A 26221-nucleotide genomic window follows, 5' to 3' on the forward strand; every position below is an offset into this window, starting at 1 on the left:
GGGCAGCCGCTTGCGCGGGCTGCCCTTCCTGCTCCCTCACCTCCGGCAGGAGGCCGGGGGTGAGGGAGGTGCGCGGCGGGAGCAGCTGCGCCAGCTCAGCCGCGCGGGCGGCTTCCGCCTGCAGCAGGGCTGCGTAGCTGGCGGAAGCCGCAGATTGCGCCAGGAGCTCGGCGCCCTGGCGCTCCAGCTCCTCCAGACGGACGGCCGCAGTGTCCGTCAATACCGCCTTCAGCTGGTCGGCAAGCACCAACGCGGCCCGGCGGTAGCTGCCCTTGATTTCCTCGGCCAGCTCCCGGTTATAATTCAATACATATTCGCCGGACACCGTCGCTTCCGGATTCACGGTCCGCGTGATCATATCCTCCCGCACGCCGGGAAGCTCAGCGTCCATCAAGCTCTCCCATTCCGTATTCCACTCCGTATGCTGTTCCACGCTTTGGCGGAACAGCGAACGTAGATGCCAGTCGATCTGCGCTGTCGTCTGTTCCTCCAATCGATGATGGAAAGCCTCCAGACGGCGCCGACGCTCCTCCTCCGTTTTGCCGCCTGTGAACAGGAACCCGACTTTAAAACCGCTCTTCCGGCTTTCCAGAAAGGCCAAACTTAAATCCCGAACATCCGCCGGCGTCAGATTGGCATTTGCCAGAAGGGTATCCGCTTCTTTGCGAAGTTCCGTGCGGACGGATTCCGGCAGCAGCTGGGCGGATCTTTTTTGATCCTCCAGCTCCTGCAGCCGCGCTTTCATCGCCGCAGCGGCCTCCTCGCCGCCCATTTCCTCCAGCAGCCGCTCCTTCTCTTCCTGATGGCTGCGGGTATAGGCTTCCACATGCTGATCGGCAGCATGACGAATGGAGCAGGATACGCTGTAGCGCAGCAACGGTTCCTTATGAGATATGAGTTCGCCCATCAAAGACTTCAGCGTCCCCCATTGATTATAGGGATGGTCCTGAACTTTAAGCGAAGTGCATAGCAATCCTTTATACGTGATCTTCCACTGGGCGAACGCCTTCTTCACGTCGTTCAGATAAGAAGTCAGCGTCAATTCGTCATCACGATGCTTGTCGATCTGATTGACGATCAGGTACAGCGGCTTCCCCCAATCCGACAAACTCTTAGCAAACATCAGATTGCTCTCCGACTGCACATGATTATAATCCATGACGTAAAAAACGATGTCAGCCATATGCAGGGCGGAATGCGTGGCAAGCCGGTGCCCATCATCGGTTGAATCGACCCCGGGAGTATCCATCAAGACGCCATCTTCGCCAAGCAGCGGCACATCATCCCACACCTCAATCGCGGAATACTCCCGGCCCTCCTTGCAGTATTCGGCAAGTTCGTCAATCGTTACCGTTAAAGGTTCGCCAGGCTCCGCAGCAGATCGGTGAATCAGCGCCCGTGGCTCACCGCTTCGGATTGTAACCACATTCGCACTTGTCGGTACCGGACCCGAGGGCAGCACCTTTTTGCCGCAAAGCGCATTAATCATGCTCGACTTCCCTGCGGAAAAATGTCCGCAGAAGGCAAGCGTCAGCTCGCCGCCTGTACCCTTGCGTATTAAATCCTCAGTCAAAGCGGAGGAAGACTCGTCATTCCATTCCAAGAAACGGTCTCGAACTCTCGTTAGTTCCGTAACACTGTATCCGATTTCATGCTCAGCCATCAACTTCAATGTCATTTCTCGCTCCTGTCCATTGATCTCTCAATTTCTGACACAATCTATTCACATCGTTTTATTTTATCACCGCTTGCGCCGTAAAGGAATCACTGCATTTCATTTTCGACCGTTGCCTTGATATGACAGTCCTTGATCCATGCAAAATGGCAGGTCAAGGAAGTGATCTTCCTTGCCTGCCATGGATCCAAAGCTTCATGAAGCTGGTGCATACAGGAGGAATGAGGTGAGAATTCACACTCGATTACCCTGTAAGAACCAGGTTTATCTCATTTTTTAAAACATCAAATTTAAAGAACTTAAGATACAACGGTGTTTTCTTCTGCCGGAATCAAAATTTCGAAGACATTTCCGTGCTGCAGAATGGTTAAACCGCGTGATTTATCGCGCATAACAACCACTTCGGGCTTTTGTGACATGCGCTCCAAATAATGCTCGGGAGCATCCCCGGAATGACTGAACGTCACGCCTTCGACTTCCTGCTCTTCATTCTCACTCAGTTGGCTTTGGCTCTCCACCACATGTTCAAAAATATCTGAGAACAATTCAAAATTGTCGGTGTAAACAGAGATGCATTTCATGTGTAATCCCATCCTCTTTTAAATTTAGCTCATGCCGATCCAGGATACAGACCTCTTTCACCTTGCGAAAAGCGACTTTTGATCACTGTTGTTTCCAGATTTCCATTCTCCCATGCGGCTAAAGATAGAAATCCGGAGACAAAGGCAAGCCCAGCGCTTGCTTGCAATTTTGTCCATTTCGCTAGTTATTCATTAGAGTGTCCCGTATTCCCAATGAATCTGATGAACCTCTTTTTTGTCTATTTCTTGCTGGTTTTACAGTTGTTCCTTATTCTTCCTGACTGCTAAGGTTTTCATACGTTTCTTTCCTTCACGGCAAACATCCAGCAAGGGGCATACCGGGCATTGCGGATTTTGAGCCTTACAGTGATACCGTCCGAAAAAAATGATTCGATGATGGGTCAGCGTCCATTCTTCACGCGGTACCCGCTTCATCAGCTTTTTCTCCACTTCCAGCACGGAATCTTTCCAGGCGGCCAGTCCAAGTCGCTTAGAAACCCGCTCCACATGCGTGTCAACCGCGATGGCAGGTACGCCAAAGGCATTAGAAACCACGACATTGGCGGTCTTGCGTCCAACCCCAGGTAATTTGACAAGCTCATCATGAGCTTCCGGCACCTCACCGCCATACTGCTCGATCAGAATCCTGCACAAATTCTGAATATGTTTGGCCTTATTCCGGTATAATCCGATCCGTCTGATATCCTGCTCAAGTTCCTCGATCGGTACCGATACATAATCCAAAGGCGTTTTGTATTTCTGAAACAGATCCTTTGTCACTTTATTAACCGTTTCATCCGTGCACTGAGCGGACAGCAGCACGGCGATGGTCAGCTCAAACGCATTGCTGTGATTCAGTTCGCAATGTGCATCCGGAAACATGCTCTCCATCTTGTCCAAAATATGCCGCACCGTTGCCGCATTCATATGATATCCCTCCCGCAAAAAAAAATCTTGATGCGGAAATCCCCGCATCAAGACGGTGTTTCTCGAGCAATCCCAGGTCGATAATTTACTGTTTTACGATCTCAACAACGACACCGTTGTTTAAGTACAGTACAATATTATCATTTTCCTTAAGGGATTGCACGGACAAAGTAGTGTCACCTTGATGAACAAATACTTTATCGGATAATACATACCTGAAATTATCGTTAATCGATTTGCGCTTTACTTGAATTTCCGTATTGCTTGCCTGCCAGAATGCACGTTCAACCTTCTCCAGAACCTGGACAATGGTTACGCCCTGAATGTCCTTCCGAATCTCTACGCGATCTCCTGAGGTCAATGTGCTTAAATTCGAAGCCGTTGAACCATTCTTAACGACTTTGACGCCGCCGCTCACTCCTAACGTCTGACTATGGCCTGAATAATCCTTCACGGTCAATACATTCCCGGAAACATCTGCGCTTGTCACTTCGCCAAGCGTCAATTTAACTTCCGCAACTGCCACAGGCGTTAAGCCTTGAAACGTTATATTAACTAGTGCTCCCGGGCGCAAGTCAGCGAGCAGAATTGCTTGTCCGGTATCGCCGGTCAATATGGATTTATCGGTATAAATATCGCTTGTGGTGCCGTTCGCTTTCACTCGAATCCGGTTCCTTGTGGGTTCCGTTGAGACAACCTCGAATTGTGCGGAAGTTTTGAGTTTTAAGCTCTGTAAGTAATCCTGATTGTTCGACAGCTGGGCTAACACTTCGTCACCAATCCGTAAATCCGCCAGGGATGCGCCTGATCTGCCGAAGATTTCCACAATCGGACTATTGTAATAAGAGATTTCTTCCACTTTCCCGTTAGCGGTCATAATCGAAATCACTTGCTTGGATGTGTTAATGCTGTTAATTTTCCCTTCAACTTTGTATACCACTTCCAATGAAAGTACGCGGGTACCGATCAGGGAGACACTTACTTTTCGTCCCGAGACAAGCAGTGGTTCAACTTTATCCAGCGTGGTTCCGTAGCTCGATTCCAGCTTCGTCTTGTCATCCAAGACGATCACACGAGGCTGATTGTTCGCATCCTTGACGGTCAGCCAATGTGTCTTCCCATCGTAGTTTACGACGGTAACGGCATCCAACTGCTCAATTTGACGACCTGTTACTTCGATTTTCGAAATTTTTTCCTCACCGTTAATGGTCAGTGTTACCTGGTCACCGGATACGGCATCAGCGAGTAAATCGGACAGAACAGGTTTAGCCACGCCGTTTATCATGATTTCCGGCTTCTCTGCCAGATACTTCGTTTCGAGCTGCGTGCTTCCACTGCGTTTGTAGGTGATGGTCTTCCCGTTCTCTTCAATGGAATACAGCATTGCCTGCACGGAACGATCAACGCTTTGCGTAACTTCCAGCGTCTGAAGAACGCTGTTTTCTACCGTAAAATTGACGGTGTAGCCGTTCTTCAACTCGGCCGGAGCCATAATCTGGTTCTGATAGCGAATGACGGTTGCATCATCCCATGTGTACGTATCCTCATAACCGGTGCTATCTTTAAGGGTTACTCTTTTGTTTACTGTATCCACGTTCTGGACGACGCCGGCTCCCGTCTTGTTAACCAAGCCGCTCTTTACACGGATGGACACAATTTTCTTCTGGGGGCTGTACGTTTCGCGCTCAATCGTAAGCAGACTGCCGGCAGCCAGTGTCTTCGGATCGATCTTAGTCCCATTCTGATCCAGGAACACCGTGCTTGGCTCGTAACTCAGCTCTTCAAAGGTGCTGCCTGTATCCAGCCAAATGACGTTGTTCGGCGACAAGCGTGCGTACGTGCGGTCAAACCGCTCCACTTGCTGGGTTGGATCGGTAATTTCCACGTAAGCAGCCGTTCCGTTATTGACAACGACTACCGCTTGGGTGTATGGATTAATCTCCGAGAATTGCAATCTCTTCTCCGAATCGGATGTGAAATACGCTGTGGAATTATCCAGCTTGAATGAATTCAGCTTGCCATCGGCATACAAATCCAGTTTTCCATTCTCAATCGAAGCAATAGAGCCTTTGTATTGGTTCTCATAATTTGTGGTGATGTAGGCTTGAGCCCGGCTAAGGAACGTTGCAAGCTGGGCACGGGTAACGGCCCCTTGCGGATCGAACTTGTTGCCGTTCACACCTTTTGCAAGTCCCAGCTCAACCGCAACATTGACATAGCCCAGACGATCCGGGGATATCTTGGCGTTATCCGCAAAGCCTGTCGCTTTATTTTTGGCTGCATTGGCCTCCGCGGTCCGTCCAATGGAACGGACAAGCACTTCGGTTATCCATTCCCGGGATGCTTTCTGCGCGCCCCAAATGACTTTCTCGTCCGTATATCCGGATTCTTTTTGCTTGTCGAGCAGGTTTTGCTGAAAAGCCAGTTCAACATACTTCGTAAAATAATCGTTCACTTTAATATTTGTCGGTAATGTCGCAGCGCCGCTGCTTAATTGATCCTGCATGCTTAAGAACCGGATCGCCATCGTTACAGCTTCCTGCTGCGTTACGGGATCGTTCGGACGAAACTTTCCGTTATTCCCGGTCACGATCCCCTGTGCTGCTAATTGATAAATATACTTCTCTCCCCAATATCCGGCATTAACATCACTGAATGCGTTAATGGCCGTTTGGGCTGCATTTGCGGTTGTCGCATTTGCCGCTTCTTCATCTGCCGAGACGATCGAAGCCCCGCCTCCGAATGCTATAAGTCCGGCCATGACGGCGGAGACCACTTTTTTGGAATGAACATGTTTGCTGTGTCTAAGTACCATTTTCTTTCCCCTCTCAATAACTACTGCTTCATCATATACTAATATTCGACAGCAGATCGTGATCTCCTTCAACCATCATTACCGAGTCATTGGATTCTCCAAATCGACATGACCCATTAACGATTCGGTTTGCTGACCATCCACCAGAATTTGAAGTGATTTCACTTCGTCAAACTGGAAAAAAGTTTTTTTGATCGCATCGACGGCAAACGACTCTCCGCCTGCACCCAGGTTGGCTTCGTCCGGAACCGTCACATCGAGCGTCAATGCCCCGTTATCGAATTCCAGTGAATTCAGCCCGATTTTGTCCCACAGAGGAATCATTTCGGCATTATTACTCTTCTGTAATGCTTGATAAGCCGCTTCGTATTTTTCTTGATCTTCCTTATACGAAATTTCTGCCGTGCCTTCTACCAGCTCCATCAAATCAGGATCCGTGTAGTAGGCTTTGATGCTCTCTGTTTTCGCTTCCGGCATCGTCACTTCGCTGCCATTCCCGGTAGACGATCCACCTGATCCATTCGACGTTCCGCCATTACTCTGTCCTGTCTGATCATCAGGCTTAGGCGTTACTTGCTCCGGCGTATTGTCCGGAGCTGCTCCGGGTTTCTGTCCACAACCGGCACCAATCAGCATTACGGCTGCCAATAGACCAGCCGACCATATTTTTTTATTCAAAAGTAGCCACCTCCTGCAATCACGATCACTGTCGTATCTTAATCAACCTTTAAATAATTTTTGATGCCTCTGACAATAGCCTCGGCTACTCGGTCCTGTGTTGCCGGATCAAACAGCTTGCTCTCATCGGTCTTGTTACTCAGGAACCCGACTTCCAGCAGGGCGCCAGGCATTTTCGTCTCGCGAATGACATGGAAATTGCCGTATCTCACTCCGCGGTCCTTTAAACCCATGGCCTTAACGATCTCTTTATGGAGTGCATTCGCCAGGGCTTTGTCAGATTCATTGTAGTAATACGTTTCGGTTCCGCTTGCAGTGGAAGGGCCGCTATTAGCATGTATCGATATGAAAACATCAGCCTTCAGATCATTCGCAATCTTCGCGCGATCCTTCAGCTCGAGGAAAGTATCGTTACTGCGAGTCAAAACGACTTCGATATTTTGTTCTTTGGCCAACAGTTTCTCAACTTTCAGCGCCATCGCGAGGTTGAAATCTTTCTCCCTCTTCTTCGTTACCCCGATTGCTCCCGGGTCGTGATCTCCATGACCCGCATCAATGACCACGAGTTTCTTTCCGCCTGTACCAGGTGTCGGGTTAGAACCCGTATTCAAATCCACAATGAACACGCCCGATCCGTTCTCAAGGCCTGAAACGGTATAATTCTTGGCGTAGTTGAGATCAATGACAATTCGCACGGTCGTTGGGTTGCTGTTGTAAAGGGAGTAACGGACGGCTTTGACATCCGGGTAACCCGTTACCGCCATCTGACCGCTTTTCGTCACGTCATCAAAGCTGGCATTGCTGCTGAATGTATCCGAGAAATTCGTGTTCACCATATCAATGACGATACGGTCCGGACTGCTAAGTTTTGATACATTCGGCTTCGTATTGCCCGTAACGGCAACCATCAGCCTGTTTTCGCTGAAACTGATACCGTCCACGGTCGACGTAGCTACGCCAGGTTGTTCACCAGGGTTATTCCCGTCGTAAGACGAGGTCAGATAGACTGCCTTCTGCGCGTTATCCCATCTTACTTGAAGGCCCATCTGCTCACTTACAAAACGGATGGGAACCAGTGTTGTTCCGCCACGAAGAACAGGTGCTTTGGTCATTTGTACGCGCTGACCGTTGATGTCAGCTTGCTGACTTCCAATCACCATTGTTACAGTCTGCGAGCCGTCTTGGACAGTTACCGTCTTGGTTGCCTTGTTCCAGTACACGTCAAATCCTAGATTCTCGGAAATGACACGGATCGGAACCATGACGGTACCGTTATTATTCTCGACCTTCACGCCAGATGACAGATTGATTTGTTGGCCATCCAGGTAAATCTTTGCGCTGTACGAACTCGCATCCGCCATTTTAGGAAACGCAATCATGATGACAACCAGAAACATTAAAAAACCGAACTTCTTCATCCTTCACCCCTACCATCCTATTATTTTGCCATAGATTGGCGTTTCTGCACTCGGCCTGTCCGACATTACCTGACAACCTATAGACGCAAAGTCACAATGAAAGTTGCGAAAATGTTCCCTTTTTACCAAAAAAACACCTATTTCAAAAACCGAAATAGGCGTTTGGTCCTTCATATGAAATTCAACATTAGTTCTTTTGCTCTATTTTCGAGTCATAGGATGCTCAAGCTCAACATGTCCCATTAAGCTTTCGATCTGATTACCGTCTACTAGCAATTCCAGAGACTGCACTTCATCGAACTGGAAGAAGGTTTTCTGTAACGCATCAATCGCAAACATTTCCCCTCCAGCCCCAAGGTTGGCTTCGGCTGGTTTAGTGATATCCAGCGTCAGAGCTCCTTTATCAAACTTGAGAGACTTCAGCGTAATCTTATCCGACCATAGTGGACTTAGTTCGGCATCACTGCTTGTTTGAAGTCCTTCAAAAGCTTTTTTATATTTATCCTCCTCACCCGAGTATGTGATCTCTTTGCTTGCCTCTTTCAGATCCATGATTTCGGGGTCCGTATAATAGAGTTTAATATTAGCCTTCTTCGCTTGATCCTCCGTAGCATTCACATCCTTTGTATCCACAGGGGTTCCAGCACTTTCACCGGTTGTGTTCTGCGGTGGTGTGCTTGCTCCCTCGCCTGCGTTTACTGGTGTTGCGTCATCTTCCTTATGATCATCAGCCGCCGTTTCTTCCGGTTGATCCTGTGGCGTTTGTACTTCTCCTGTTGCGGTCTCCGGATTTGTCTCGGCAGGGGCTGCAGTCGGCTTCTGTCCGCAGCCGGCACTAAATGCAAGCAGAAGCGCCAGCAATCCTGTCATCCAATATTTTTTGTTCATGGCTTGTGTCCCCCTCTAAGTTACATCAAATCTTGTACACATTATTGTACTTTAAGATATTCTTTAATACCCGCTACAATACCTTGTGCAACACGATTTTGGAAATCGTCTTCAAACAACTGGGCTTCGTCACCCTTGTTGCTCAAAAAGCCAATCTCGAGCAGGACAGCCGGCATCGTCGTTTCTCTCGTAACATGTAGGCTGCCGTATTTAACTCCACGATCTTTGAGACCTGTCGCTTTTGCGAGATGTTTATGAATCACATTCGCCAATGATTTGCTTGAATCTCTCGTATAATACGTTTCTGTACCGCTGGGACTGCTTGACGTGCTGCTGTTTCCATGAATGGATACGAAAATATCTGCTTTTAAATTATTAGCGATTTTAACGCGATCGCTAAGCTCAAGATGTGAATCGTCACTGCGAGTCATCACAACATTGATATTCTTCTCATTTTTGAGCAGTGCTTCAACCTTGAGGGCAATATCCAAATTAAATGATTTCTCCGTCTTTCCCGAAAGGCTGATCGACCCCGGCTTGATTCCGCCGTGACCGGCGTCAATGACAACCGTCTTCTTGCCATTGCCGGTAACTGGCGGTACCGGCGGAACGAGGATTTCGCCCTCTGCGTTCAGATCCACGATGATAATGCCCGATTCCTGGGTCACCGCATAATTCTTAGGTCCGGTCAAATCCAATACGATACGCACGGTTGGCGGGTTGTCGCTGAACACGGCATATCTAATATTCGTAACGTCAGAGTAATCCGTAACTTCCATATTGCCGCCGTTTTGAGCATTTAGGGCATGTCCGCTTAGAAACGAAGCAGAGTACACGGTGTCCGGAAGATCGATAACAATTCGATCAGGCCCCGTCATGCTGAACACTTTCGGCGTCACGGCGCCTTCCGTTGCAATCATAAGACGGTTATCGCTAAAGCTAAGCCCCGTCAACGAAGTCTTGTTTCCAGATTCCGCAGGCGGAGGCGTTTGATTGCCTGGATTGGTTCCGGCACCTGGATCAATCTCGACTTCGGTGGCAGGCGGGGCCGTGCTGGAGAGGAACACAGCCTTCGATTGGTTGTCCCATTTCACATCAAGACCCATCTGTTCGCTAACAAAACGGAGCGGCACAAGCGTGGTCGGTCCATTCAAGACAGGCGCTAAATTCAGATCTACCTGGGCCCCGTTCAATTCTGCCTGCTGGCTGCCGACCACCATGCGGACCTTCTTCTCGCTATTTTCAACCGTTACGGTTTGGCTGGCCTTCTCCCAGCCTACCTTGAAACCGAGATTCTCGGATACTACGCGGATCGGAATCATCACGTTGCCTTTCATGTTGGCTACCTGGACGCCCGAAGACAAATTCAATGGTTCCCCGTCAAGAAAAATGCTCGCACTTGAAGAACTGGCTTCACCACTTTTCGGAAATGCCAGCAAGAAGACTATCAACATCATTACAAACCCTAACTTCTTCATGAATCCACCTCGATCATCCCATGATTGAATTTGAAAAGCAAATCTAGCAAAAACTAAAAATATGTAAATCAGCACATTCCCGACTACATGCTGCCGGACAAATACTGACATAAAACAATGGTCCCTCTTGGCTGCCGCTGCATATTAATTCCATAATACCAAAAAAAACTTCCATTTCCTACACAGGAAATGGAAGTTTAATAATCTTGTAACCTTTTGCTGCGTGATTGCGAGATTAAGCGAACAGACGCTCCCCATGCTTCTTCTCGTAAGCATCGATCGCACTTTCATGCTGCAGCGTCAAACCGATGTCATCCAGTCCTTGAAGCAGGAATTGACGACGGTGCTCGTCAAGATCAAAGTCAATACGGAGTCCTTGATCATCTGTAATCGTTTTGCTCTCCAGATCGACGTTCAGCTTATAGCCTTCTTTGGCTTCCGTCCGCTGGAACAACTCTTCCACCTGCTCCTCCGACAATTTGATCGGCAGAATCCCGTTCTTAAAGCAGTTATTGTAGAAAATATCAGCGAACGATGGAGCGATCACCACCCGGAATCCGTAGTCGAGGATCGCCCAAGGCGCATGCTCACGGGAAGAACCGCAGCCAAAGTTGGCACGGGAAATCAGGATGGTTGAGCCCTGGTATCGGGGCTGATTCAGCGAGAAGCTGTCGATATTGCCGCCCTCTTCATCAAATCGCCATTCGTAAAACAGAAACTGTCCAAAACCTGTACGTTCAATCCGTTTCAAGAACTGCTTCGGAATTATTGCGTCCGTATCTACATTCACCCGGTCCACAGGTGCGACGATACCGTGTAATTTCGTAAATGCTTGCATAAACTTCTCCTCCGTCCTTCTTAGCTCACAACTTCTTCGGCTGCAAAGTTCCAGTCACGTACATCCACGAAGCGTCCTTTAACCGCAGCTGCCGCTGCCATTGCCGGCGATACGAGGTGCGTTCTGCCGCCGCGGCCTTGGCGTCCTTCGAAGTTACGGTTGGACGTGGATGCGCAGCGCTGTCCCGGCTTCAATACATCCGGGTTCATCGCGAGACACATGCTGCAGCCTGCTTCACGCCATTCGAAACCCGCTTCAACAAAAATTTTGTCGAGCCCTTCTTGTTCAGCCTGAATCTTCACTCGGCCCGATCCGGGAACAACGATAGCTGTTACATTGCTTGACACTTTATGTCCCTTCGCTACAGCAGCCGCTGCACGCAAATCTTCAATGCGTCCATTCGTGCAAGAACCGATAAAGACATAATCGATCGGAATCTCAGATATTGGAGTCCCTGGCACAAGCGCCATATACTCCAGGGCTTTCTCCGCTGCCTTGCGCTCATTCTCGGTCTTAAAATCCGCAGGGTTAGGAACCGTCGAGGAAATGTCAGTACCCATTCCCGGGCTCGTTCCCCAGGTTACTTGTGGGATCAGAGATTCTACATCGAACTCAACCACCACGTCGAACTCGGCGCCTTCGTCTGTCACAAGCTCTTTCCAAGCTGCTACTGCAGCATCAAAAGCTTCGCCCTGCGGAACATATTGACGTCCGCGCAAGTATTCAAACGTCGTTTCATCCGGGGCGATCATGCCCGCTCTGGCTCCGCCTTCGATGGACATGTTGCACACGGTCATGCGCTCTTCCATCGACAGCTCGCGGATCGCTTCACCCGTATACTCAATAACATAGCCTGTTGCAAAATCAGTTCCGTATTTCGCGATGACGCCGAGGATCATGTCCTTAGCCGTTACGCCCGGATTGCGGCGGCCGACAAATCGCACTTCCATGGTCTTCGCTTTGGCCTGCTGCAAACATTGGGTTGCCAGTACATGCTCAACCTCGCTCGTACCGATACCGAACGCAAGCGCGCCGAACGCACCGTGAGTGGATGTATGGCTGTCGCCGCACACAATCGTTTTGCCTGGATGTGTTAAGCCCAGTTCCGGCCCCATGACGTGCACAACGCCTTGATCAATCGTATCGAGATCATACAGGGTAACGCCAAAATCCTGACAGTTCTTGGTCAGGGTATCAATTTGCTGCTTCGAAATCGGATCCGTAATGTTAAAACGGTCTTTCGTTGGAACATTGTGATCCATCGTTGCAAAGGTCAGTTCAGGACGGCGTACTTTACGGCCGCTGAGACGCAAACCTTCAAATGCTTGCGGGGAAGTTACCTCGTGAACCAAATGCAGGTCGATGTACAAAATACCCGGTTTGCCTTCTTCTTGATGAATAACGTGGTTATCCCAAATTTTCTCGAACATTGTCTTCTTACTCATCATCATCACCCCATTGTTCTTTACGTCCATGAGAAGATAATTGCTTGTTATCTTCTTTACATATAAGGAAGATCTACAACGCATCATCTTTACGTTGATAGTAATATATCATTTCCTTCTTCATTGTTCCAAGATATAATATCTATAGATGTAATAGGATTCAGCTATAACGGAGTGATGCCTAAATGGAACTGAGACAACTGCAATATACGCTGCAAATCGCGGCGGATAAAAATTTTTCGCGTGCCGCGGAGAAGCTTCATATCGCCCAGCCTTCCTTGAGCCAGCAGCTCTCCAAGCTGGAGAAAGAGCTCGGCGTGCTGCTGTTCCAGCGGAATACGAGCAACGTTGAGCTAACCCATGCCGGAGCCAGCTTTGTCGAGCATGCCCAGAAGATCATGGACGCCGTCGAGCAGCTGAAGCAGGAGATGTCGGACATCTCCCAGCTACGGAAGGGTAAAGTCGTAGTCGGCAGCATGCCGATTACGGGTTCTCACCTGCTGCCACGGGTTTTGCCTGCCTTTAAAAAGGGATATCCGGATATTGAGATCACCCTGTTGGAAGACTCCTCCATGAACCTGGAGAAGCTGACGGCCAGCGGCAAGGCCGATCTCAGCCTCCTAGCGCTGCCGCTGTCCGAGCCGTCGCTGTCCTGGATTCCGATCGGTGAGGAAATGATCGATTTGGCCGTTCCTCCGCGGCACCCGCTTGCGCTGCGGGCAGCCTCTGATCCCGTCCGGCCCATCACGATCGACGAAATCCGGAACGAAGCGTTTGTTGTCCTCAAAAAAGGACAGGGCTTCCGGAAGCTTACTTTTGACATATGTCGGGAGGCCGGCTTTGAACCGAACGTTGTATTCGAGAGCAACAATATCGAAACGCTCCAATCTCTGGTCGCTACCGGAATGGGCATAACGCTGGTGCCTCGTTTTATCGCCCGTGCAAAACGCAGCGAGTTTATACCGGTCTACTTGCCGCTTGCTGATCCGGTTCCGAGCCGCACACTGGTTGTGGCTTTCCGCAATGGCCGGTATTTGTCCAAAGCGGCGGATGCGTTCATCGATACGTTCAAGCAGGTTATGGATAAACTCGTTGTGGAGAGTGTTCAGGATTCATGAATGCTGCCCATAAATAAAAAAAGAAGCTCAGCTAAGGTCAATTTGACAAGACCAAGCTGAGCTTCTTTTCAACCTGAAGTTATAACACACCCATTTCATCATAATCGGAGGTTTATTTGCGCAAATTATGCTGGTCAATCAATCGGTTCTGTTCATCCGCAGTACGGGACTGATCCTGAATCGATTCATTCTTCCCGTTGCCGCCTCCGGCAACATTCTCAACAAAGTTGCGGAACTGTTGTTTTTGTACTTCTTCCTGCTCATGGTTTTGGCTGTCGAATTGGTTGTTCTCTACCATCATTTCAAGCCTCCTCTCTGACGGATTACCCATAGTATACCCGCCACTGACCAGATGAAACTTCATTTTTCAGAGGAGTTTAACCATAAACGATTTATTGAAAATACAAATTCGGACGACGGTCTTCAAAAACCGGAATACGTCCTCTGACTTCATCCGTAAGATCACAATCCAGCGTACCTGTCAGGATCATTTCCTGCTCATCCCCTTCGGCAATGACCTCCCCCCACGGATCGATGATCATGGAGTGGCCGAAAAAGTCCGTCTCTCCGCTAGTTCCTACACGATTACACGCAATGACATACATTTGGTTCTCGATCGCTCTGGCCATGAGCAGCGTTCTCCAATGATGCCGCCGCGGATGCGGCCACTCCGCAGGCACAAACAGCACTTGAGCGCCGCTGAGCGCGAGAGTGCGGGACAATTCTGGGAACCGTATATCGTAACAGATCGACGCGCCCGCTTTCAATTGTTCCAGCTCAAAGGTTACGGTATGCTGTCCGGCTTGCAGAAACTTTTCTTCATCCATCAGGCGGAACAGGTGAATTTTGGAATATTTGGCGATCTGCTCGCCGCTCCGGTTAAACACATACATGCTGTTATAAATCCGATCTTCGATTCGTTCGGCTACAGATCCGCCGACGACTTGGATGCGGTGTTTTCGCGCAAATTCGCTCAGCATCCGAGAGGTTTCCTGTCCCATGGGATCGGCAAGCTCTTGAATCCGGTCAAGCGCATACCCCGTATTCCACATTTCCGGCAGTACGATGACGTCCGGCTTCATATCAGCCGCTGCGGCCTGCTCCATCATACCGAGCATTTTATTCATATTGGCATTCACGTTTCCTATTTCAATATCGGCTTGGATAAGTGCGATATTCAATTGAGCCTTTGCTTCACCAGTCATCTTGCAGCCTCCTGTTATTGGGTAGAATTCAGCATCAGCGCCGCTGTGATCATGAAATCCATGATCGGGCTCTTATTCCGGAATTCATCCATTCTCTTGATGTCATCATCATAGCCTCCTCCGCCCTGCTGCTGCAACACCCAAGCACCATTTCCCTCTATACACCCCTGATAAATCGTGTTAAATTAATCCTAATTGTTTTCAAAATCAGCTGCATTCGAGTGTAATTAGATAACGGAGTGATGAAACTGCAATGAACAAATTAAACGAATTCCAAATAGAGCCGGCCGAGATGATGTCCCAGCTGCCCACACAATTTTTCGCGACCTTGGTCTCCAAGGTAAACCGCCAAGTGGCACAGGGACATGATGTGATCAATCTCGGGCAGGGAAATCCCGATCAGCCCACGCCGCCTCATATCGTATCCAGCTTGAAGGAAGCGGCCGACAATCCGCAGTTTCACAAATATTCGCCTTTTACCGGCTTTTCCTTTCTTAAAGAAGCCATTGCGCATCGATATAAGGAAGACTACAACGTTGATCTGGATCCGGAGACGGAGGTAGCCATTCTGTTTGGAGGAAAAACAGGGCTCGTACAGCTGCCGCAAGTGCTTCTGAACCCGGGTGATGTATGTCTTGTCCCGGACCCCGGTTATCCGGATTACTGGTCAGGTGTTGCACTGGCCCGTGCCCAAATGAAGTTCATGCCGTTAACCGCAGCTAACCGGTTTCTTCCCGACTATGGTGCGATCACACCTGCAGACAGAGAAAAAGCGAAGCTGATGTTCTTGAATTACCCGAATAATCCGACATCCGCCGTCGCTCCCCTGTCCTTCTACGAGGATACGGTGGCATTCGCCGCCGAACACGGGATTGTGGTAGCCAGTGATTTTGCTTATGGAGCGATCGGATTTGACGGAGACCGTCCGGTCAGCTTTTTGCAGGCAGAAGGAGCCAAAGAGGTTGGCGTAGAATTCTACACCCTCTCCAAAACCTACAATATGGCCGGATGGCGCGTTGGTTTTGCCTTGGGGAACAAAAAAATCATCTCGCTGATCAATATGCTGCAGGACCATATCTACGTCAGCCTGTTCGGCGGCATTCAGGCTGCAGCGGCCACAGCTCTCACTTCGCCGCAAGACTGCGTTGAGGAGCTGGTGGCACGCTACCAATCGAGAAGGGACGCCTTCTATGGCGCCCTGTCCGAAATCGGCTGGCAAGCCCAGAAACCTGCAGGCTCCTTCTTTAGCTGGCTGCCCGTACCGAAGGGCTTTACCTCGGTATCCTTTGCCGACCTGCTGCTTGAGGAGGCCAAGGTAGCAGTTGCTCCTGGTATCGGCTTTGGCGATCACGGCGAAGGATATGTCCGCGTCGGCCTGTTAAGCAGCGAAGAACGAATGCGGGAAGCCGCCTACCGAATCGGCAAGCTGAACTTGTTCGGTTAATCCAATTCCTTTTGAAAAAACAAAAACGATGTGCTATTCTTGCAGTAACAATTGATTGCCATTTTCCAAACGCAAAGACGGGACCAGTACGAAAGCATAGGGCACGATGACCAGAGAGCGAATTCCATGGGCTGAAAGAATTTGCCGTGACCCCCTTTCCGAATCCTACCCCCGAGCGGCCTGGCTTGCCAGGACAGTGCCTTCTGTTACAGGGCTAAAGCCGGATGAGCTGCGCTCATCAACAAAGGTGGTACCGCGGAAGTCAAACTTTCGTCCTTTTTCATACAGGACGAAAGTTTTTTTGTTTTCTGAGAAAAGGATTCATTACAGCTATACCTACTAATCATAAATACAAGGAAGTGATCACGATGCTATCACGCATCGTCGTAAAAATCGGAAGCAGCTCCCTTACGACAGATGAAGGCGGACTTAATCTTGATTCCGTCGCCTTCTTTGCGGGAGAACTTGCCGCGCTCCGCAAGGCCGGTCATGAGGTTCTGCTCGTGACGTCTGGCGCTGTCGCAGCAGGCTTTCGGGAGATCGGCTACGAGACGAGACCCAAGCTTTTGCATGAGAAGCAAGCATCCGCCGCACTGGGCCAGGCGCTGCTGATGCGTGCTTACCAGAATGCGCTGGCCTCCCATCAATTGAAGGCTGCGCAAATTTTGTTGACGAGAGACGACTTTGCGAATCGCAAACGCATGAATAATGCCAACATGACGATTACGGAGCTTCTGAAGCAAGGCGTTATTCCGATTATTAATGAGAACGATACCGTTTCGATTGACGAACTGAAATTTGGTGATAACGATACGTTATCCGCGCTGGTCGCCAATTTGGTCCGCGCCCAGCAATTAATCATCCTGACCGATACGGATGGTTTGTACACGGCAGATCCACGCAAGTCGCCGGATGCAACAAAATATGAGGAAATTGATGAAATTACCGATGAGATTTACAGCATGGCAGGAGGCGCTGGCTCCAGCGTAGGTACAGGCGGCATGCGATCAAAAATCGATGCTGCCAAAATCGCCACCCGCGGCGGTGTCCCCGTCTTCATCGGCAAAGCCAACGAGACCGGGGATTTGCTTCAGGCGCTTAAGCATGCAGGCAAAGGAACATATTTTGCTACCCACCTATCCTCCCTGCCTATGAAAAAACAATGGCTCGGCTTTATGTCCTCGCCGCTAGGCCGGATCGTTGTCGATCCGGGCGCCGAGAAAGCGCTAATTCACGGAGGCCACAGCCTCCTTCCCGTTGGCATAAAACGGATCGAAGGCAGCTTCCATGCAGGGGACGTGGTGGAGGTCGTTAATATGAACAACGAAAGGCTTGGCAGAGGCATCGTCAATTACGATGAGGACCAGCTGCAGGCCGTGCTCGGTTTGCCGAGCAGTCAAGTCATCGGCATCATCGGAGAAATCCATCGGCTCGAGGTTATTCACCGCGATGAATGGATCACGTTAAAATAATCCGGATTGCCATAAACCAATAAGGTATTTCCTGATAACTCAAACAAGGAGGAATTATCATGAGTGAGGTACGCAATAAAGCCCAACTCGCCAAACAGGCTGCATTTCGTCTTGGGAGGCTGAGCACGGAGGAGAAGAACCAGGCTTTGCTGATCATGGCGGACGCCCTGATCCAGCGGACGGCAGATATCATGGAAGCGAACGCGGAGGATCTTCGCCGTGGGAAGGAACTCGGCACCTCAGCCTCCCTGCTGGACCGGCTGGCACTGAATGAGGCCAGAATCGAGGGCATTGCCGAAGGATTGCGCCAAATCGTTAAGCTGCCGGATCCGATCGGCGACACCTTGGAAACGATCGACCGCCCCAACGGGCTGAACATCGTCAAGAAACGCGTTCCTCTTGGCGTGATCGGCATCATTTATGAAGCACGTCCCAACGTGACCGTTGATGCAGCCGGGCTGTGCTTGAAGACAGGCAACGCGGTCGTACTGCGCGGCGGTTCATCCGCTCTCTCCTCCAACCGCAAAATCGTCGAGGTGCTTCACGAAGCTATGGAACGCACCGCACTGCCTAAGGATGCGCTGCAGCTTATCGAGGACCCGAACCGTTCCTCCGTGGATGAAATGCTGAAGCTCAACGGACTGTTGGATGTCATCATCCCGCGCGGCGGCAGCTCGCTGATCCAGAACGTCGTGATGAACGCCACGGTACCGGTGATCGAAACCGGAGCCGGAATATGCCATACCTATCTGGATGCATCGGCAGCGCCGGACATGGCGGTTGCCATCAGCCTCAATGCCAAGGTGCAGCGCCCTTCGGTCTGCAATTCCATGGAGACCCTGCTCGTCCATGCTGATTATGCCAAATCGCATCTGGCTGCGCTGGCCGAAGCATTCCGTGAGCGCAATGTTGAACTGCGCGGATGCCAGCGTACCCTGGATTACGTTCCATGGGCTGTAAAAGCTACGTCTGAGGATTACGCGACCGAGTATAACGACTATATTTTGAACCTTAAAATCGTGGATCACCTGGATGAGGCCATTGAGCATATTTCGATTTATGGCACAAAGCATTCGGAATGTATCGTTACCGAGAATAAGGATCATGCAGAGCGCTTCTTGCAGGAAGTAGACGCGGCTGCTGTCTATCATAATGCTTCGACCCGCTTCACCGACGGCTTTGAATTTGGCTTCGGCGCCGAAATCGGGATCAGCACCCAGAAGCTGCATGCCCGGGGACCTATGGGGTTACCCGCGCTTACTTCCTCCAAATATGTTATTATCGGTAGTGGTCAAATACGCGAATAAATCATTCATCTAAAGCCCATGAAGGAGGAAATAACGATGTGCCAATCCCCGCAGAACCGACCTTTAATAGATAAAGCAATCACTTTCTACGGCGCCGGCTCGATGGCCGAAGCGATCGTACGAGGATTAGTGAGCCGTTCTGTCGTGCTTCCGGAGAATATTACGATGCTCAACCGAAGCAACGTTCAGCGCCTTCAGGAACTGAGTGAGCGGTACGGTGTCCAGATCAATAACGACGAAGCCGCTAAAATCGAAATTCTGAAAACTTCGCCGGTGATCGTGCTTGCCATGAAACCGAAGGATGCTGCTAAAGTGTTGAAAGAACTGGGTCCGAAGCTCTCAAGCGACCAATTGATTATCTCCGTGATCGCCGGATTATCGATTTATACGACACAGACGCTGCTTGGAACCCATCAACCCATTGCACGCACGATGCCGAATACATCCGCCTCCATCGGACTGGGTTCCACAGGAATCGCGTTCTCGAAGGAAATCAGCGAAGAACAGCGCCAGCTGGTCATGACCTTGTTCGAAGCTGTTGGCAATGTAACCGTCATTGAAGAAGAGAAGATGGATATCCTGACCGGGATCTCCGGCAGTGGCCCCGCTTACTTCTATTACATGATGGAAGCCATGACTGCCGCAGGGATCCGCGGCGGCCTAACGCCGGAGCAAAGCCGCGAGTTGACGCTCCAAACCATTCTGGGCGCGGCCCGGATGGTGCAGCAGACCGGAGAACAACCTTCATCGCTTCGCGCGAAAATTACATCGCCGAACGGTTCCACGCAAGCGGCCCTCGAAACGCTTGACAAAGGCGATTTCTTCGAAACCGTCATTGCCGCCGTGAACCGCTGCGCTGAGCGCTCCAAAGAAATGGGCGCCATGCTGAAGGAGCAGATCTCATGAGCCGCTGTATTGCAACGTACCGAATTTATGACGACCAGGCGGATTTTCGTAAGAAGGCGACTTCCATTGCCGTTGGCATGACGGTCGGCAGCTGGACCGAGCTGCCGCAAGCCAAGCGTGAAGCGATGCAGAAACATCTCGGCGAAGTCGTTGACATTCAGGTTCACGAGGGCTGGGAGCCAGGCAGTCGTTATGCGGATGTCAGCATTGCTTATCCGGACATTAATTTCAGCCGGGATATTCCCGCCCTGCTGGTGACGGTGTTCGGCAAGATTTCCATGGACGGACGCATCAAGCTGACTTCCCTGGATTTGTCTCCCGACTTCCTGAGTGCATTTCCAGGACCGAAGTATGGCATCGACGGAGTCCGCAATCTTCTCGGCGTCCATGATCGTCCGCTGCTGATGAGCATATTCAAATCGGTTATCGGCCTGAATGCGGACGAGCTTAGAGCCCAATTTATCCGTCAGGCGCTTGGTGGCGTAGATCTCATCAAAGATGATGAAATCCTGTTCGAGAATGACCTCACCCCGATTGAAAAACGGGTAAGCATGTGCATCCAGGCTGCTGCCGATGTGGAACAACAAACAGGCAAAAAGCTGCTCTATGCCGCCAATCTAACCGGACGGACGTCGCAGCTGCGTGAGCAAGCGCTGCGTGCGATTGATGCCGGCGCGAACGCCTTGCTCTTTAATGTGCTGTCCTACGGGTATGACGTTTTGCATGAGCTAAGCAGCGATCCGGATATCACCGTTCCTATCGCGGCTCACCCTGCGCTAGCCGGTGCCATTTATCCTTCTCCATACTATGGGATAACGGCTCCGGTGCTGCTCGGCCAGCTGATGCGGATCGCCGGTGCGGATCTGGTGCTCTTCCCTTCTCCTTACGGATCTGTAACGATGCCGAGGGAAGAGAATCTGGCCATTCGCGACGAACTGCATAGCGCTAAACTTGGTGTGAAACGAAGCATGCCGGTACCGTCCGCAGGAATTCATCCGGGACTCGTTCCCCGCATCATCCGGGACTTCGGCACCGATGTGGTCGTTAACGCAGGCGGCGGGATCCACGGTCATCCGATGGGAACCGAAGCGGGCGGCAAAGCCTTTGTACAAGCGATTGAGGCGACGATGAAATCCGTTCCGCTCGCACACTTTGCCGAAGAGCACGAAGAGTTGAAAGCCGCACTGGACATCTGGGGAGGAGAAGTATGACATCTGGAGTAAAACAACCGATCATTTTTTGCGATTTCGACGGAACCATCACGAACAACGATAATATTGTCGCCATCATGAAGCACTTCAAACCGGAAGGCTTCGAGTCGATCATGCAGGATACGCTTGACCGCACCATTTCCATACGGGAGGGTGTAGGCCGCATGTTTGCCCTCTTCCCTTCCTCGATGCGAGGAGAGATTACCGATTTTGTTCTTAACCATGCAGGAATTCGTGAAGGCTTCAGTGCATTCCTTGACTATTTGAAAGCGGAACGGATTGAGTTTTATGTCACAAGCGGCGGTATCGATTTCTTTGTCGATCCCCTGCTGAAACCCTTCGGCATTCCTGCAGACCATATCTTCTGCAACGGTTCGAATTTTGAAGGAGATCACATCGAGATTACTTGGCCTCATCCTTGCAAGGAATCCTGCCATAACGACTGCGGCATGTGCAAGGTCACGGTGATGGACCGTTTTCCGGCCGATCAGTATTACCGAATTCTGATCGGTGACAGCCTCACCGATTTCGAAGGCGCCAAGCAGGCCGACCTGGTTTATTCCCGTTCTTCGCTTACCGAGCAGTGCAAGAAGCTTGGCGTGTTTCATGTACCCTTCGAGACATTTACCGATATCCAGAACGATATGAAAGACAAGTTTAAACAGGAGGTGCTGTAAGTGGCATTTTCAGATATCCGGCTTGAACAGAAACAGGCTGCCCTGCAGGATCTTAGAGGGATCAAGGAACTGTTCGCTTCTAGAAACTGGTTCCCTGGCACCAGCGGCAATCTATCTGTCCGTGTTGGCGAGTTCAACCCGGAGCAGTTTTATTTTGCGGTGACAGCCAGCGGAAAAGATAAGTCGGTACATACGCCCGAAGATTATCTTTTTGTGGATCAGAACGGCTTACCTTGTGAAGCAACCGGCTTAAAGCCTAGTGCGGAAACCTTGATTCACTGCGAAATTTATCGCAAAACCGGCTGCGGCGCCATTTTCCATGTGCATACCATCGATAACAATCTGATCAGCGACTGGTATGGTGAACAAGGCTATGTCCCTGCCCAAGGAATCGAGCTGATCAAAGCCTTTAACATTTGGGAAGAGGACGCGGCGATTCGCATTCCGATCCTGCCGAACTATGCAGACATCCCGCGGATTGCGGAACTCGTTCCGGATGCGCTCGATCCGGCGGTACCCGGCATTTTGCTGCGCAACCACGGCATCTATGCCTGGGGCAAGAATGCTTTCGAAGCGAAGAAACATCTGGAGGCTTTTGAATTTATATTCGAATACTCTTACCGTCGTCTGCTCCTGAAAGCAGCCGGATCCAAGTAAAGTAAAGCCATATTTGCATGTACCGGGCTTGAACAGCCGGATGCACCCACATCCAACGTTTTTGGGGTGCATCCGGCGTTATATTTCCGTTAGGAGTGTATAGGGATGCTCGAAAGTTTAGCCATTGGCATCGTGTTTATTTTGTATGGTTTGGTCCTCTTTTTGATTCCGCCTAAAAGTTCCAAGAGCATTTATGCTTATAAAACGACGTCATCTCTCAAAAATGAACGGAACTTTAAAGCAGCGAATGCCTATGTCAGTCTGCTGCTGATGATCTTCGGGGTCGTCCTGCTGCTTATCGCCAGGCTTACCGGCCATTTCATGACAACCGGTATTGCGACCGTGATCGTCTTTATCCTGATTTATATTCTCGTTGAACGAAAACTAAAAAACCTGTAAAACGATTCCGATCGTTTACAGGTTTTTTCTTTATATAAATCATAGCCGATTCTGCTCATGCTCCGTTAAAGAGATCGAAGGCGCCGGTACCTGATCCGGTGATGAATAGGCATTGAAGATAAACAAACAAGTCACAACAAATAGTGCAATATACAACAGGTAATACAGATTCTTGGCCACGATATCTCCCTCCATATCTCGTTCATATCATTTCTTAATCCAATGGATGTTATTAACAACCCCTATGTACGACAGGCAGCCTAGTCTAACTGCTGCGATCTCTAATGATCACTTTGACTGCAGAAGGCACGGACAGCGTCACATCAAGTTGTGAGAACGATCCTCGAAAAGCATTACGCGGGGGATCATTCAGCTGGACATATAGAATGTTTCCCGACTCTTTAATCTGAATCATCGACGGCAGCTCGGTCGTACTCCACATTTTGATGTCTTCCGTACGCAGGCTGCCGAAGATCAGCATTTCATCCGAGCTGGAAGCATCCTGTTGGATATTGTGGTTGTAACTGCCCTGAACAATGACTTTTTTAACCCCGTCCGGGATCGTTATCTTCTGATCTGGTAACGGAATCGTTTGCTGCACGGACATCGTCTCACGGCGAATCTGATCCAGTAAACCTGTCGCGTTCAGCGCTCCCATGCCGATACAGCAGAAGGTCAGAAAACCGATGAGAAGAATGCTGAAAAGATCATACTTGACCGAACCGCCTCTCCGAAAAATCAGTGTATAGCACACAATCTCGGCCCCTAACAGAACCAATACGATCGGCCACCATCTCGCGGCGGAGCTGTACACCTCTGCGCCTTTCCAGGCGGAGGACAAGACAAGCAAACCAAGCACGAGTAAGGATAGTCCCATGGAGAGTGTACCCACTCTCCATTGCCGTGCAGACTTCGATGGAGGGCTTCCCAGACCATGCATGGACATCTCATTCGTTGTCGGTATCATAATATGAACGCTCTCCCCTTAATGAATCCTTTTTCGAGCCGGTCATCAGCTTGATTCCTCCTCCGATGAGAAGAACAGCGATAATCGCGGTTTTCAAATAGGAACGAATGCGGTAATCCAGCTGTAAATGAGGGAAATGTGTATCAATATAAGGCATCACAACACTGGTAAATACGAAATAAATACCGAGTACGATCAGTCCAAGCCCGAGCCAGCGCTGCTGATTCCCTAGTCCCGAGATGATCGGTCGATCGCGCAGCGGCTCCCTGCCGTAACGGCTTACTTGCTGCAGACCGTCAAAGAATGCATAGAACCAGATCAGCGGAATCAAGAACAGGAACAGCGACAGCTTGAGTACATCCAACACATAAATGCTGCCAAGAAATAGGACCATGAGCTGCAGTCCGCGTTTTTGCAATCCCAAATACATTTGACCCGCTCCAGGAAACGCCGATAACAAGGTAGCAAACACTTTACTCCGGCGTCCGCTCTCCCTTCCGCTCTCTAACTCATCAAACAGCGTGCGATCGATAAGTAATTCCCCAGCTTGCTTGCGGTTAACCAGTTGAACCACATCAAACATGCAGTAAAGCCAAATGATAGGCAGCATGCCCAGAAACAGCAGGAATACCGATTCGTGAGTCAAGCCCGTCAAGAACAGCAGAATCGTCCCCAGTCCGAAGAATGCGATCAGGAATGACAACCCGCGCTGCATCAATCCCAGTTGAAAATGACCCAAACCGGGAATGAAGGACAGCAGTATGGTATAAAAGCGTTCAGACTCATCACTCTTTTCCTGGCGAATCTCCATCGGCCGTCCATACTCATCGTGGATAATCGTTACAGGCGTATATCGGATCAAAGCAACTAGCAGGTCGAGCATGCTGATCCCCCAGAACATTAAGGCTCCGAGAATTCCCAGCCCAAAGACCGCATCCGAATGCGACATGATCCCGAGCACAAATCCGCCGAAGAGGCTTCCGAAGAACAAGAACGGATATAGCAGGGCGCGTCCCTTTCTCCCCCAATAATAATGGCCGAGGCCCGGAAGGATATTTAATATAAAGGCAAACCCTTTACTTTTTTGCGGTTGCACTAGGCATCTTCCTTTCTTTTTTCTTATCTGGATAAGAGCTGGTCAAGCCAGCCCGTAGTTTTTTCCACCCATTGCTCACTGTAGGAAGGTGTTTCGGATAATGGAACATCACCGTTCATTTCTCCAGGAAGAAGTTGGTCAAATGCCCCGGTGAAGAGAAACAGCATGGTAATGGAGGCGGCAATGGTGTAATGAACGATCGCGCGTTCGTACCATCGCTTCGGACGTTCCTGAATCCGCAGCGGTGCTTTATGGGTGTAAGGCTTAATTTGTTCGTGTTCCACCACCTGCTGCGTAAATGTTTCAGGGTCTGACAAGCCAGGGAGTTCGGAATCAAGCTCCGCCAGTACCTGCATATATAGCTCCAGCACGGTGTCATCCGATAACATGAGCTCTTCATAAGAAGATCGTTCTTCTGGCGAGCCTTCTCCTCTAACATATCGTTCTGTCAGCATTTTAAGCTCGTTGCCCTTAACGTTCATTTCCATTCCTCCTCCTTCCACGATTTCCGAATCCATTGTCTGGCCCGATATAATTTCGATTCAACCGTCTTGACCGTGACATCCAGCTCGGCTGCGATTTGCTCGTAATTTTTCTCTTCCAAATAAAAAGCCGTTATAATGGCGCGGTGGTTGTCCGGCAATTGTTTGATTTTCTCTCGAAGTTCCTCTCTTCTCTCCTTATGTATGAGCAGAGAAACCACGTCCTCGTCCCGGGAAGGGAGTTTATCCAGCACTTCAGCATGTTCGCCGGGCAGCTGCTCCGGCGGTTTACGGGAAAGCTTCCTCTTCATATCAATCGCTTTATTTAGCGTGATGCGTGTAATCCAGGTTTTAAACCCTTCAGATCGGTACTGGGGGAGAGCTTTGTATACTTGAATAAACACTTCCTGCGACGCATCTTCCGCTTCCTTGGCATCCCGCAGGACCGAGTATGCCGTATGGAACACGTGCTGGCTGTAATGGCTCACCAGTTCCCGAAAGGCTTCTTGATCACCTTGCAGGATGCGCGTGATTAAC

Annotated in this window: 27 protein-coding genes; 9 read left to right on the forward strand and 18 right to left on the reverse strand. The window is 50.1% G+C overall.

What is annotated here, in order from left to right:
- The 10 genes from PLA01S_RS22295 to leuC all read right to left on the reverse strand — a co-directional run.
- On the reverse strand, positions 1-1678 hold a 1678-nt coding region (locus PLA01S_RS22295; RefSeq protein ID WP_174819237.1), incomplete at its 3' end, for a dynamin family protein.
- A 296-nt stretch (positions 1679-1974) separates the two neighbouring features.
- Positions 1975-2256, reverse strand: coding sequence for a hypothetical protein (locus PLA01S_RS22300; protein ID WP_006209564.1), 282 nt, complete (start codon positions 2254-2256; stop codon positions 1975-1977).
- A gap of 255 nt (positions 2257-2511) precedes the next feature.
- Positions 2512-3183, reverse strand: coding sequence for an endonuclease III (gene nth, locus PLA01S_RS22305; RefSeq protein ID WP_127594097.1), 672 nt, complete (start codon positions 3181-3183; stop codon positions 2512-2514).
- Between the two features lie 85 nt (positions 3184-3268).
- A complete protein-coding gene (locus tag PLA01S_RS22310) occupies positions 3269-5998 on the reverse strand; it encodes an S-layer homology domain-containing protein (RefSeq protein WP_127594098.1) in 2730 nt (909 codons plus the stop codon).
- Positions 5999-6076: 78 nt separating this feature from the next.
- Entirely contained in the window at positions 6077-6676 is a 600-nt protein-coding gene (locus tag PLA01S_RS22315; RefSeq protein ID WP_127594099.1) for a GerMN domain-containing protein, read from the reverse strand.
- Positions 6677-6714: 38 nt separating this feature from the next.
- On the reverse strand, positions 6715-8094 hold the full coding sequence (locus PLA01S_RS22320; protein WP_127594100.1) for an N-acetylmuramoyl-L-alanine amidase family protein: 1380 nt from the start codon (positions 8092-8094) through the stop codon (positions 6715-6717).
- A 201-nt stretch (positions 8095-8295) separates the two neighbouring features.
- Positions 8296-8982, reverse strand: a complete 687-nt coding sequence (locus tag PLA01S_RS22325; protein WP_127594101.1) for a GerMN domain-containing protein — start codon at positions 8980-8982, stop codon at positions 8296-8298.
- Positions 8983-9023: 41 nt separating this feature from the next.
- On the reverse strand, positions 9024-10460 hold the full coding sequence (locus PLA01S_RS22330) for an N-acetylmuramoyl-L-alanine amidase family protein (RefSeq protein WP_127594102.1): 1437 nt from the start codon (positions 10458-10460) through the stop codon (positions 9024-9026).
- A gap of 235 nt (positions 10461-10695) precedes the next feature.
- Positions 10696-11298: a 3-isopropylmalate dehydratase small subunit gene (gene leuD, locus PLA01S_RS22335; protein ID WP_127594103.1), complete on the reverse strand. Its 603-nt coding sequence runs from the start codon at positions 11296-11298 to the stop codon at positions 10696-10698.
- 20 nt (positions 11299-11318) lie between these two features.
- Positions 11319-12743, reverse strand: coding sequence for a 3-isopropylmalate dehydratase large subunit (gene leuC / locus PLA01S_RS22340; RefSeq protein ID WP_164817497.1), 1425 nt, complete (start codon positions 12741-12743; stop codon positions 11319-11321).
- A 185-nt stretch (positions 12744-12928) separates the two neighbouring features.
- On the opposite strand from leuC, the gene PLA01S_RS22345 reads away from it, so the two are divergent.
- On the forward strand, positions 12929-13861 hold the full coding sequence (locus PLA01S_RS22345) for a LysR family transcriptional regulator (protein WP_127594104.1): 933 nt from the start codon (positions 12929-12931) through the stop codon (positions 13859-13861).
- Positions 13862-13973: 112 nt separating this feature from the next.
- On the opposite strand, the gene PLA01S_RS22350 is transcribed toward PLA01S_RS22345, so the two are convergent.
- The 3 genes from PLA01S_RS22350 to PLA01S_RS32885 all read right to left on the reverse strand — a co-directional run bounded on the left by PLA01S_RS22350 (position 13974) and on the right by PLA01S_RS32885 (position 15206).
- Positions 13974-14162, reverse strand: coding sequence for a hypothetical protein (locus tag PLA01S_RS22350; RefSeq protein ID WP_246059767.1), 189 nt, complete (start codon positions 14160-14162; stop codon positions 13974-13976).
- 91 nt (positions 14163-14253) lie between these two features.
- On the reverse strand, positions 14254-15066 hold the full coding sequence (locus PLA01S_RS22355; protein ID WP_127594105.1) for a carbon-nitrogen family hydrolase: 813 nt from the start codon (positions 15064-15066) through the stop codon (positions 14254-14256).
- 14 nt (positions 15067-15080) lie between these two features.
- Positions 15081-15206, reverse strand: a complete 126-nt coding sequence (locus PLA01S_RS32885; protein WP_272868166.1) for a hypothetical protein — start codon at positions 15204-15206, stop codon at positions 15081-15083.
- A 113-nt stretch (positions 15207-15319) separates the two neighbouring features.
- On the opposite strand from PLA01S_RS32885, the gene PLA01S_RS22360 reads away from it, so the two are divergent.
- The 8 genes from PLA01S_RS22360 to PLA01S_RS22395 all read left to right on the forward strand — a co-directional run bounded on the left by PLA01S_RS22360 (position 15320) and on the right by PLA01S_RS22395 (position 23139).
- Positions 15320-16510 carry a pyridoxal phosphate-dependent aminotransferase gene (locus tag PLA01S_RS22360; protein WP_127594106.1) on the forward strand — a complete coding sequence of 397 codons (1191 nt, stop codon included), beginning with the start codon at positions 15320-15322 and terminating at the stop codon, positions 16508-16510.
- Positions 16511-16878: 368 nt separating this feature from the next.
- The gene (proB, locus tag PLA01S_RS22365; protein WP_174819238.1) at positions 16879-17982 is read left to right on the forward strand and encodes a glutamate 5-kinase; all 1104 of its coding nucleotides are present in this window, start codon (positions 16879-16881) and stop codon (positions 17980-17982) included.
- A gap of 59 nt (positions 17983-18041) precedes the next feature.
- The gene (locus PLA01S_RS22370; RefSeq protein WP_127594107.1) at positions 18042-19289 is read left to right on the forward strand and encodes a glutamate-5-semialdehyde dehydrogenase; all 1248 of its coding nucleotides are present in this window, start codon (positions 18042-18044) and stop codon (positions 19287-19289) included.
- A 36-nt stretch (positions 19290-19325) separates the two neighbouring features.
- Positions 19326-20195 carry a pyrroline-5-carboxylate reductase gene (gene proC, locus PLA01S_RS22375; RefSeq protein ID WP_127594108.1) on the forward strand — a complete coding sequence of 290 codons (870 nt, stop codon included), beginning with the start codon at positions 19326-19328 and terminating at the stop codon, positions 20193-20195.
- Positions 20192-21406 (forward strand): 2,3-diketo-5-methylthiopentyl-1-phosphate enolase, encoded by a 1215-nt coding sequence (locus PLA01S_RS22380; protein ID WP_100536365.1) that lies wholly within the window; start codon positions 20192-20194, stop codon positions 21404-21406. The genes proC and PLA01S_RS22380 overlap by 4 nt, the downstream gene beginning before the upstream one ends.
- Positions 21403-22083: a 2-hydroxy-3-keto-5-methylthiopentenyl-1-phosphate phosphatase gene (locus tag PLA01S_RS22385; RefSeq protein ID WP_127594109.1), complete on the forward strand. Its 681-nt coding sequence runs from the start codon at positions 21403-21405 to the stop codon at positions 22081-22083. Before PLA01S_RS22380 ends, PLA01S_RS22385 begins: the two co-directional genes overlap by 4 nt.
- Positions 22084-22740: a methylthioribulose 1-phosphate dehydratase gene (locus tag PLA01S_RS22390; protein WP_127594110.1), complete on the forward strand. Its 657-nt coding sequence runs from the start codon at positions 22084-22086 to the stop codon at positions 22738-22740. It begins immediately after the preceding gene.
- A 105-nt stretch (positions 22741-22845) separates the two neighbouring features.
- Entirely contained in the window at positions 22846-23139 is a 294-nt protein-coding gene (locus PLA01S_RS22395) for an SdpI family protein (protein WP_100536362.1), read from the forward strand.
- A gap of 39 nt (positions 23140-23178) precedes the next feature.
- Here PLA01S_RS22395 and PLA01S_RS32090 read toward each other — a convergent pair whose 3' ends face one another.
- The 5 genes from PLA01S_RS32090 to PLA01S_RS22415 all read right to left on the reverse strand — a co-directional run bounded on the left by PLA01S_RS32090 (position 23179) and on the right by PLA01S_RS22415 (position 26172).
- Positions 23179-23319 (reverse strand): hypothetical protein, encoded by a 141-nt coding sequence (locus PLA01S_RS32090; protein WP_164817498.1) that lies wholly within the window; start codon positions 23317-23319, stop codon positions 23179-23181.
- Positions 23320-23404: 85 nt separating this feature from the next.
- A complete protein-coding gene (locus PLA01S_RS22400) occupies positions 23405-24106 on the reverse strand; it encodes a hypothetical protein (RefSeq protein ID WP_127594111.1) in 702 nt (233 codons plus the stop codon).
- Positions 24087-25202 carry a DUF6677 family protein gene (locus PLA01S_RS22405; RefSeq protein WP_127594112.1) on the reverse strand — a complete coding sequence of 372 codons (1116 nt, stop codon included), beginning with the start codon at positions 25200-25202 and terminating at the stop codon, positions 24087-24089. The genes PLA01S_RS22400 and PLA01S_RS22405 overlap by 20 nt, the downstream gene beginning before the upstream one ends.
- A 23-nt stretch (positions 25203-25225) precedes the next feature.
- Entirely contained in the window at positions 25226-25684 is a 459-nt protein-coding gene (locus PLA01S_RS22410) for a hypothetical protein (RefSeq protein ID WP_127594113.1), read from the reverse strand.
- On the reverse strand, positions 25681-26172 hold the full coding sequence (locus tag PLA01S_RS22415; protein ID WP_246059770.1) for an RNA polymerase sigma factor: 492 nt from the start codon (positions 26170-26172) through the stop codon (positions 25681-25683). The genes PLA01S_RS22410 and PLA01S_RS22415 overlap by 4 nt, the downstream gene beginning before the upstream one ends.
- Positions 26173-26221 lie beyond the last annotated feature (49 nt).

The sequence above is a fragment of the Paenibacillus lautus NBRC 15380 genome (genome assembly GCF_004000945.1).
In the GTDB taxonomy this organism is placed as follows: domain Bacteria; phylum Bacillota; class Bacilli; order Paenibacillales; family Paenibacillaceae; genus Paenibacillus_AQ; species Paenibacillus_AQ lautus.

Excerpts from the sequence above, each read along its gene's own strand:
- PLA01S_RS22325 (WP_127594101.1), bottom strand. The coding sequence starts at position 8,982 with ATGAACAAAAAATATTGGATGACAGGATTGCTGGCGCTTCTGCTTGCA.
- PLA01S_RS22385 (WP_127594109.1), top strand. The coding sequence starts at position 21,403 with ATGACATCTGGAGTAAAACAACCGATCATTTTTTGCGATTTCGACGGA.
- PLA01S_RS22345 (WP_127594104.1), top strand. The coding sequence starts at position 12,929 with ATGGAACTGAGACAACTGCAATATACGCTGCAAATCGCGGCGGATAAA.
- PLA01S_RS22355 (WP_127594105.1), bottom strand. The coding sequence starts at position 15,066 with ATGACTGGTGAAGCAAAGGCTCAATTGAATATCGCACTTATCCAAGCC.
- PLA01S_RS22300 (WP_006209564.1), bottom strand. The coding sequence starts at position 2,256 with ATGAAATGCATCTCTGTTTACACCGACAATTTTGAATTGTTCTCAGAT.
- PLA01S_RS22395 (WP_100536362.1), top strand. The coding sequence starts at position 22,846 with ATGCTCGAAAGTTTAGCCATTGGCATCGTGTTTATTTTGTATGGTTTG.
- PLA01S_RS22330 (WP_127594102.1), bottom strand. The coding sequence starts at position 10,460 with ATGAAGAAGTTAGGGTTTGTAATGATGTTGATAGTCTTCTTGCTGGCA.
- PLA01S_RS22310 (WP_127594098.1), bottom strand. The coding sequence starts at position 5,998 with ATGGTACTTAGACACAGCAAACATGTTCATTCCAAAAAAGTGGTCTCC.
- proB (WP_174819238.1), top strand. The coding sequence starts at position 16,879 with ATGCTATCACGCATCGTCGTAAAAATCGGAAGCAGCTCCCTTACGACA.
- PLA01S_RS22370 (WP_127594107.1), top strand. The coding sequence starts at position 18,042 with ATGAGTGAGGTACGCAATAAAGCCCAACTCGCCAAACAGGCTGCATTT.
- proC (WP_127594108.1), top strand. The coding sequence starts at position 19,326 with ATGTGCCAATCCCCGCAGAACCGACCTTTAATAGATAAAGCAATCACT.
- PLA01S_RS22360 (WP_127594106.1), top strand. The coding sequence starts at position 15,320 with ATGAACAAATTAAACGAATTCCAAATAGAGCCGGCCGAGATGATGTCC.
- PLA01S_RS22320 (WP_127594100.1), bottom strand. The coding sequence starts at position 8,094 with ATGAAGAAGTTCGGTTTTTTAATGTTTCTGGTTGTCATCATGATTGCG.
- PLA01S_RS22380 (WP_100536365.1), top strand. The coding sequence starts at position 20,192 with ATGAGCCGCTGTATTGCAACGTACCGAATTTATGACGACCAGGCGGAT.
- PLA01S_RS22350 (WP_246059767.1), bottom strand. The coding sequence starts at position 14,162 with ATGATGGTAGAGAACAACCAATTCGACAGCCAAAACCATGAGCAGGAA.
- PLA01S_RS22400 (WP_127594111.1), bottom strand. The coding sequence starts at position 24,106 with ATGATACCGACAACGAATGAGATGTCCATGCATGGTCTGGGAAGCCCT.
- nth (WP_127594097.1), bottom strand. The coding sequence starts at position 3,183 with ATGAATGCGGCAACGGTGCGGCATATTTTGGACAAGATGGAGAGCATG.
- leuC (WP_164817497.1), bottom strand. The coding sequence starts at position 12,743 with ATGAGTAAGAAGACAATGTTCGAGAAAATTTGGGATAACCACGTTATT.
- leuD (WP_127594103.1), bottom strand. The coding sequence starts at position 11,298 with ATGCAAGCATTTACGAAATTACACGGTATCGTCGCACCTGTGGACCGG.
- PLA01S_RS22410 (WP_127594113.1), bottom strand. The coding sequence starts at position 25,684 with ATGAACGTTAAGGGCAACGAGCTTAAAATGCTGACAGAACGATATGTT.